Origin of the sequence: Nocardioides pelophilus, from assembly GCF_014180685.1 — a bacterium.
Lineage (GTDB): Bacteria > Actinomycetota > Actinomycetes > Propionibacteriales > Nocardioidaceae > Nocardioides > Nocardioides pelophilus.
Genome location: NZ_JACEHF010000007.1, coordinates 54,975 through 62,151, shown reverse-complemented (window position 1 = coordinate 62,151; position 7,177 = coordinate 54,975). Strand labels below are relative to the sequence as shown.

The window sequence follows — 7,177 nt, the reverse complement described above, 5'->3', positions numbered from 1 at the left end:
GCCACCGTCGCCGCGATCGCCCGCGGCTCCGGGCACTGGAACTCGCCGGTCCGGAAGTCGTCGGGCCCTGTCAGCCCGACGTCGACCTGGACCAGGTCCTCGGCCTCGAAGTTGCAGTCGTCGCTCTGCCACGCGATGTCCTGCTCGGTGTGGCCACCGCCCCCGAACGCAGGGTCCCCGAACGGGACGCCGAACGCCGCCTCCACGTCCGCGGAGGTCACCACCTCGCACGCCGGCGGCAGCCCGTCGGCCGCGGTCGCCGTCACCGTCGCGGTGGTCGCCTCGGACGACGCGACCGACGTCGCATCGGTCGGGTCGTCGGTCGCCGACGCGCTCGGGGTGGTGTCGTCGCCGTCGCTGTCACCGTCGCCGTCGTCACCGCAGGCGCCGAGCGCCGGCGTCAGCAGGAGTGCGGCGATGACCAGGAGCCCTCGAGATGACCTCATGGGGGGATTGTGTCCTGGATCGCGGCGTCGTACCCGACCTACCAGTCGCAAATCGCCAGAAACTCGACACCCAGGTCTGGTACGACGAACGGCCGGCCCCGCGAGGGACCGGCCGTTCGGGTGACTGCGTCGGGTCAGGCGGGGATCACGTTGAGCGCGACCGCCGCGGAGACCTCGTCGTGCAGCTTGATCGAGACCTGGTGGGCACCGAGGGTCTTGATCGCGCCACCGAGGACGATGGTGCGCTTGTCGATCGACTCGCCGGCGACCTCGCCGAGCGCCTCGGCGACGTCACCGACGGTGACGGCACCGAAGAGGCGGCCGCCCTGGCCGGCCTTCACCTTGACGTCGACCGGAGCCTTCTCGAGCTTGCCCTTGATCTCGGCGGCGTGCGCCTCGTCGCGGACGGCGCGCGCGGAGCGGGCCTTCTTGATCGCGTCGGCCTCGCTCTGGGCACCGCGGGTCCAACGGATCGCGAAGCCCTGCGGGAGCAGGAAGTTGCGGCCGTAGCCGTTCTTGACCTCCACCACGTCACCGGCGGCGCCGAGGCCATCGACCTCCTGGGTCAGGATGATCTTCATGTCTGGCTCTCTCCTTCTCTTACAAGCCCGGGTCAGCGGCCAGCGGCCGAGTAGGGCAGCAGCGCGACCTCGCGGGCGTTCTTGACCGCGATCGCCACGTCCCGCTGGTGCTGGACGCAGTTGCCGGTCACACGCCGCGCGCGGATCTTGCCGCGGTCGGAGATGAACTTGCGGAGCAGGGCGGTGTCCTTGTAGTCGACACCGGTCGCCTTCTCCTTGCAGAACTGGCAAACCTTCTTCTTCGGCTTGCGGATGACTGCCTTAGCCATTGTGGTGCTCCTCCTCAGAGCCCGCCCCGGTCAGTCGAACGGGGGCGGAATGGTCGGGGTTGAATTTTCGAGGTTGTTGGACGGATCAGAAGGGCGGTTCGTCGCTGACGCCCGGGGCTCCCCACGGGTCGCCGGCGGGAGCGCCACCCTGGCCGCCGCCCGCAGGGGCGGACGGACCGGACGAGGCCCACGGGTCGGCAGCGGGTGCGCCGCCGCCCTGGTTGCCGTAACCGCCACCCTGGTTGCCGCCCTGGTTGCTGTAACCGCCGCCACCGGCGGACCGGGCAGCGCGGGTGACCTTGGCCGTGGCGTACTTCAAGGACGGGCCGACTTCCTCGACCTCGATCTCGAAGACGGTGCGCTTCTCACCCTCGCGCGTCTCGTACTGCCGCGACTTCAGCCGGCCCTGGACGACGACGCGCATCCCCTTCTGCAGGGACTCCGCGACGTTCTCAGCGGCCTGGCGCCACACCGAGCAGGAGAGGAACAGCGCGTCGCCGTCCTTCCACTCGTTCGACTGCTTGTCGAAGGTGCGCGGCGTCGACGCGATCCGGAAGTTGGCCACGGCCGCACCCGACGGGGTGAAGCGCAGCTCCGGGTCGTCGACGAGGTTGCCGACGACGGTGATGACGGTCTCGCCTGCCATTTCAGGTCTCCCTTGATGAGTGGGGGCTAGCGTTCGTGTTCGGTGATGAGCGGGGTGTGGCGCTCATCGTGTCGCGGCCGACCGACATCCGGTAGGCCCCGTCCACAGCGCCACCGCTGATCACGAAACGGGACGCAGCACCTTCGTGCGCAGGATGGCCTCGTTGAGACCGAGCTGACGGTCGAACTCGGCGACCGTGGCAGGCGTGGCCGTCAGGTTGATGACGGCGTAGATGCCCTCGGCGTTCTTCTTGATCTCGTACGCCAGGCGACGGCGGCCCCAGATGTCGACGTTGTCGACGGTGCCACCGTCCTTGCGGACGACGTTGAGGTACTTGTCGAGCGACGGCTCGACAGTGCGCTCGTCAAGGCTGGGGTCGAGGATGACCATGATTTCGTAAGCGCGCAAAGCGGTCTCCACCTCCTCTGGACTAGGCGGCCACGGACTCTCCGTGGCAGGAGGACTCTGCATGTGCGACTGCTCCCCCTATGGAAGCAGCGCGACGGGACAGGTTAGCAACGTCGTACGGCGGGCAACGAATCGTCGCTCACAGGCCGGCTCACTGGAACAGGACCGGGTTGGCGACCTGGAGGTCGCCGATCACCAGCACCGCGATGATGCCCTCGATCGACTCGGCCACGTCGACGGTGAACGCGACACAGGTCTGCTCCGCGCCCCACTCCCACACACCCGGCGACGAGCCGAGCTGCGTCGCCCCGTCGGCGCTGAAGAACTGCAGCTCGAGCTGGGTGCCGTCCGGGATCCCGGCGGCGAGGAACTCGGCGAAGATCGTGCCGGGGAACACCGCCCCCGCGAGGATCTGCGGCGCTTCGGGCGAGGTGGTCGCGGCGCACGTCGCCGAGCCGTCGAGCGACCAGCCGCCGGCGGCGAGGCCGGCGTCGGCGTTCATCTCCGGCTCGGGCGCCGGGCCGTCGACGTCGTCGACCCACTCCGAGGTGTACGGCGTACCGGCCTCGGCCGCCGCGATCGGCGCGGCCGTCCACTTCGACGGGCGCATCAGCGCCGACCCGCTGGTGAAGATGCCGCCGTCCTCGCCCTCGCCCTGGGTCTCGCGGGTGCGGACCTCGGTGTTGACGCCCACCAGCTCCCCGTCGTCGTTGATCGTCGGGCCGCCGGAGTTGCCCGACCCGAGCCGCAGGTCGCTCTCGATCCAGGCGTCCTCACCGAACGGCGGGACCGCCTTGATCGTGGAGGCGACGCCCTCGGTCACGGTGACCGGACGCGCGAACGGGTCCTCGAGGTCGACCGCGGCCAGGCCCGGGAAGCCCAGCGCGACCAGGTCGTCGCCGGTGCGGACCGTCTCGCTGTCTCCGATCGGCATCGGCTCCGGGAGCCCCAGGTCGCCCGTGACGGGGTTGCCGTCGACGTCGCCCATGATCTTGACGACCGACAGGTCGAGCGGACCGTCGGTCGCGACGGGAGTGGCGCGGAACCGCAGCTCCACCGGGGCGTCCGAGTCGTCCTCGGGCACCACGCCGACCACGAGGTAGTCCGGGCTCTCGGCCGGGGCCTCGAACCCGGGAGCGCCGGGGTCGGCGACGTGGGCGTTGGTCAGGATGAGGCCGTCGTCGCTGATGATCGACCCGGACCCGGTCCACGCCGGCTCGCCGTCGAGGACGGCGATCAGGAACACCGTCGCGGACTTGGCCCGCTCCAGCTCGGCGTCGCTCAGCCCCTCGGCCGCCAGCGTCGGACCGTCGTCGCCGCCGCCGTCCTCGTCGTCCCCGCCGAGCAGCGCGGCCGCGGCGATCCCTCCGCCGACGAGCACCAGTGCTGCCACGATCCCGCCCACCAGGAGCGCGGTGCGCTTGCGCTTCCTGCCGGCGATCGTCTTCTGTGCCTGGCGGGTCTCGACGACCGGGACGATCTCCACCTCGACGCCCGCCGTCGGGTGGCCGAGCATCAGCGTGGTCGGGGCGGTGATCTTGCGGGTCCGGACCTGGTCCTCGCCGTCGAAGGTGCCCGCGGTCGACCGGTCGACGAACCACCAGCCGTCGGGCCGGCTCTCGACGACCGAGTGCAGCCGCGAGACCGATGCGTCGTCCACGACCACCTCGTTGGCGGGGTCGCGCCCGATCCGCACCGTCGTACCCGGGACGAAGCGCCGGCTGCTGCCGCCCGCCCGCACCAGGAGCGCCGGCCCGGGCACGAACGACCCGGGTACGGCGCCGCCGGGCAGCACGGTCTGCGCCAGTCCGGGGGCCGGGAGCGCGACGTCCTCGGTCGCCACCGCCGGACGGGCGCCGACGACGGCGAAGCCCACCTCCTCGCCCTCGACGCCGCCGATGCGGAAGCGGCCCTGGCCGGACAGCCGCATCTCGGTGACCCGGGTGCCGTTGCTGAAAGTGCCGGACGAGCTGCCGACGTCGATGAGGGTCCAGGTCGCTCCATCGGGGCGGATCTCCGCATGGCGGCGGGAGACGGTGTCGCCCGCCAGGACGATGTCGCACGCCGGGTCGCGGCCGATGGTGACGGGGGCGGTGCCGTCGAACGTCCAGTTCCGACCGCCGGCTTCGATCTGCAGGGGAGCCATGCAGGGACCGTAAGGGCCGAACCGCGCCCGCGGGGGGAAATCGCCGGGCATCGGGCACTTGGTCCCACGTCACGGACGTCGGAGCCCGCTTCTAGTCTGGACGCATGAGCGAGACCAGTGCCCTCCGCATCGGTGCCCACGTCGACCAGACCGACCCGATCGCCGAGGCGCGGGCGCGCCAGGCCCCCCTGGTGCAGTTCTTCCTCGGCAACCCGCAGTCCTACAAGGGGCCCGTGCTGGCCTACGAGGGCGGGCCGGCCCAGTTGCGCGCCGACGCCGAGGCGGCGGGCGTCGACCTCTACGTCCACGCGCCGTACCTCATCAACGTCGCGACCACGAACAACCGGCAGCGGATCCCGAGCCGCAAGCTGCTCCAGCAGCACGTCGACGCCGCCGCCGAGATCGGTGCCAAGGGGCTGATCGTCCACGGCGGCCACGTCACCGACGACGACGACCCGGCCAAGGGCTTCGACAACTGGCGCAAGGCCGTCGACGCGACCGACCTCAAGGTCCCGCTGCTGATCGAGAACACCGCCGGCGGCACCAACGCGATGACCCGCTACCTCGACCGGATCGCCGGGGTCTGGGACGCGATCGGCTCCGCCGAGGGGGCCGACCAGGTGGGCTTCTGCCTCGACACCTGCCACGCCCACGCCGGCGGCAACCCGCTCGAGACGATCGTCGACGACGTCCTCAAGATCACCGGCCGGATCGACCTGGTCCACTGCAACGACAGCCGCGACGACTTCGACTCCGGCGCCGACCGCCACGCCAACTTCGGTGCCGGCCGCATCGATCCCGACCTGCTCGCCGCCGTCGTCCGTGACGCCGGCGCGCCGGTGGTCTGCGAGACGCCGGGCGGCGCCGAGGAGCATCTCGCCGACTTCGCCTGGCTGCGCGAGCGGCTGTAGCCATCGACGCTGTAGCCATCGACTCCGGGAGCGGCACCGGACGGGTCCGGCTCGGGCTCGCGATCGCCGCCGCGCTCGCTCTCCTCGGCTCCGCCTGCTCGGGCGACTCCGGCGACCCCGACGCGGACCGCGGCTCGGGCCGGGTCGTGGTGTCCGGGCTCGAGGAGGCGTGGCGGGCGCCGGTGCCGGGCGCCGGCCTCTGGCACGACCTCGACGACGCGCGCGGCGACGGGCTGTGGCCGGCCCCGGACATGATCAGCGCGGTGTCCGCGCACGCGGTGACGACGTACGACGCCGCCACCGGTGCCGTGCGCAGCACGGTGCCGCTCGACGGGAGCGTGTGCGCCGCGTCGCGCGACGTGAACGACGACGGCATCGGGGTCGTCGCGCTGGGTCCGCTCGAGGACTGCCGCACCCTCGTCGCGGTCGACACCACGGCCGGCCGGGTGCGGTGGCAGGTCCGGCTCGACGACGAGGTCGTCCTCAACGACGTCTCCGCCGGCGCGCGGGTCGTCGCCGTGACGGGCGTGCGCGGTGCCTGGCGGTTCCGCGTCGACGACGGCGCGGCGCTGCCGGCGATGGTCGGCGGCGAGGCCGCGAGCAACGGCCGGTTCGTCGTGGTCACGCCCGAACGGGGCGGCGCCGCGGAGTCGTACGACGTCTACGACCAGGACTCCGGTGAGCAGCTGTGGAGCCTCCCCGCCGAGGCCAGCACCGCGGTCGAGGTGATCGTCAGCAGCGAGCCGCTGGTGGTGACGGCCTACGAGTGGGGCGACGACGGCACCTACCTCCGCGACCTGTCGGGCGACCGGCCGCGGCGGGTCGGCCGCCGGATCAACGCGGGCTACCCGCACCTGACCCAGTACGTCGCGCTCGACGGGGGCGGGGCCGCGGCCGTGCAGTACGGCGCCAGCCCGGTCGTCGAGACCTGGACCGCCGACCGGCCGCTCGAGCCGGCGTCGTTCGTGCTCGACCCCGAGGAGATCGTGGTCGATCAGCACGCCGGTCGCCTGATCACCCTGACGCCCGCCACCGGCCGGGTCGCGGGCGACACGTCGGTGGTGCGCGCCGTCGACCCGACCGACCCCGCCGACCCATGGGTCCTCGGCACCGCGCCGGCCGACCGGTCGAGCGTGCTGCTGGCCACCCGCACCGCCGCGGTGGTCGACGACCTGCTGGTCGTCCCGCTCGACGAGGAGCTGGTCGCGGTCGAGCTGCCCGACGAGGCCCCCGCCACGAGCGAGGTGCTCGCGGGTGAGGGGCTCACCGACGGTGAGCTCACCCCGGCCGAGGGAGGCGACCTCTGCCCGGCGATCAGGCCGGCCACCCTCGAGGCCCTCGGCTTCGCGCTCCCCGACCACGAGGTGGCCGCGGACTGCGACCTCCGCCAGGTCCGCGGTGTCGACGTGTCACTCGAGGTCGACTCCTGGGCGGTGCGGCCGAGCTGGGAGGACCAGCTGACGGCCACCGAGGCGGCCGGGGACGAGTTCGCGGAGATCGTGGCCGGCGGCGGCGCGTACGACCTCCCCGACCTGCAGCCGGTCGACGACCTGGGCGACCAGGCCGCCGTCGGCGCGCGGGGCGAGGCGCTGGTCGTCCGCGTCGCCAACGTGCTCGTGGTCGTCCAGCGCATCGGCGGCCTGCCCGGCCTCGACCCCGCGACCGAGCGCGCGCTGCTGCTCCAGGTCGGCCGCGACCTGGCCGACGAGCTGGAGCGGCGCCGCAGGGCGACCTCCTCGACCACCGGGCGCGGCCGATAGCCTGAACCCC

At 72.5% G+C, this 7,177-nt stretch carries 8 protein-coding genes; 2 read left to right on the top strand and 6 right to left on the bottom strand.

The features are described from left to right. From H0488_RS03335 to H0488_RS03310, 6 genes are all read right to left on the bottom strand, one after another. On the bottom strand, nt 1–446 hold a 446-nt coding region (locus H0488_RS03335; protein ID WP_220794142.1), incomplete at its 3' end, for a hypothetical protein. Nucleotides 447–580: 134 nt separating this feature from the next. Further along, complete coding sequence (rplI, locus tag H0488_RS03330) at nt 581–1,027, bottom strand: 50S ribosomal protein L9 (protein ID WP_183097857.1); 447 nt, start codon at nt 1,025–1,027, stop codon at nt 581–583. 32 nt (nt 1,028–1,059) lie between these two features. Then, on the bottom strand, nt 1,060–1,296 hold the full coding sequence (gene rpsR, locus H0488_RS03325; RefSeq protein ID WP_183097856.1) for a 30S ribosomal protein S18: 237 nt from the start codon (nt 1,294–1,296) through the stop codon (nt 1,060–1,062). Between the two features lie 85 nt (nt 1,297–1,381). Further along, entirely contained in the window at nt 1,382–1,942 is a 561-nt protein-coding gene (locus tag H0488_RS03320) for a single-stranded DNA-binding protein (RefSeq protein WP_183097855.1), read from the bottom strand. A 120-nt stretch (nt 1,943–2,062) separates the two neighbouring features. Continuing rightward, complete coding sequence (gene rpsF / locus H0488_RS03315) at nt 2,063–2,350, bottom strand: 30S ribosomal protein S6 (RefSeq protein ID WP_183097854.1); 288 nt, start codon at nt 2,348–2,350, stop codon at nt 2,063–2,065. Nucleotides 2,351–2,501: 151 nt separating this feature from the next. Further along, nucleotides 2,502–4,496, bottom strand: a complete 1,995-nt coding sequence (locus tag H0488_RS03310) for an FHA domain-containing protein (protein ID WP_183097853.1) — start codon at nt 4,494–4,496, stop codon at nt 2,502–2,504. A gap of 104 nt (nt 4,497–4,600) precedes the next feature. On the opposite strand from H0488_RS03310, the gene H0488_RS03305 reads away from it, so the two are divergent. Beyond that, nucleotides 4,601–5,407, top strand: a complete 807-nt coding sequence (locus H0488_RS03305; protein WP_183097852.1) for a deoxyribonuclease IV — start codon at nt 4,601–4,603, stop codon at nt 5,405–5,407. Between the two features lie 146 nt (nt 5,408–5,553). Then, nucleotides 5,554–7,167, top strand: a complete 1,614-nt coding sequence (locus H0488_RS03300; protein ID WP_183097851.1) for an outer membrane protein assembly factor BamB family protein — start codon at nt 5,554–5,556, stop codon at nt 7,165–7,167. Nucleotides 7,168–7,177: the final 10 nt, after the last annotated feature.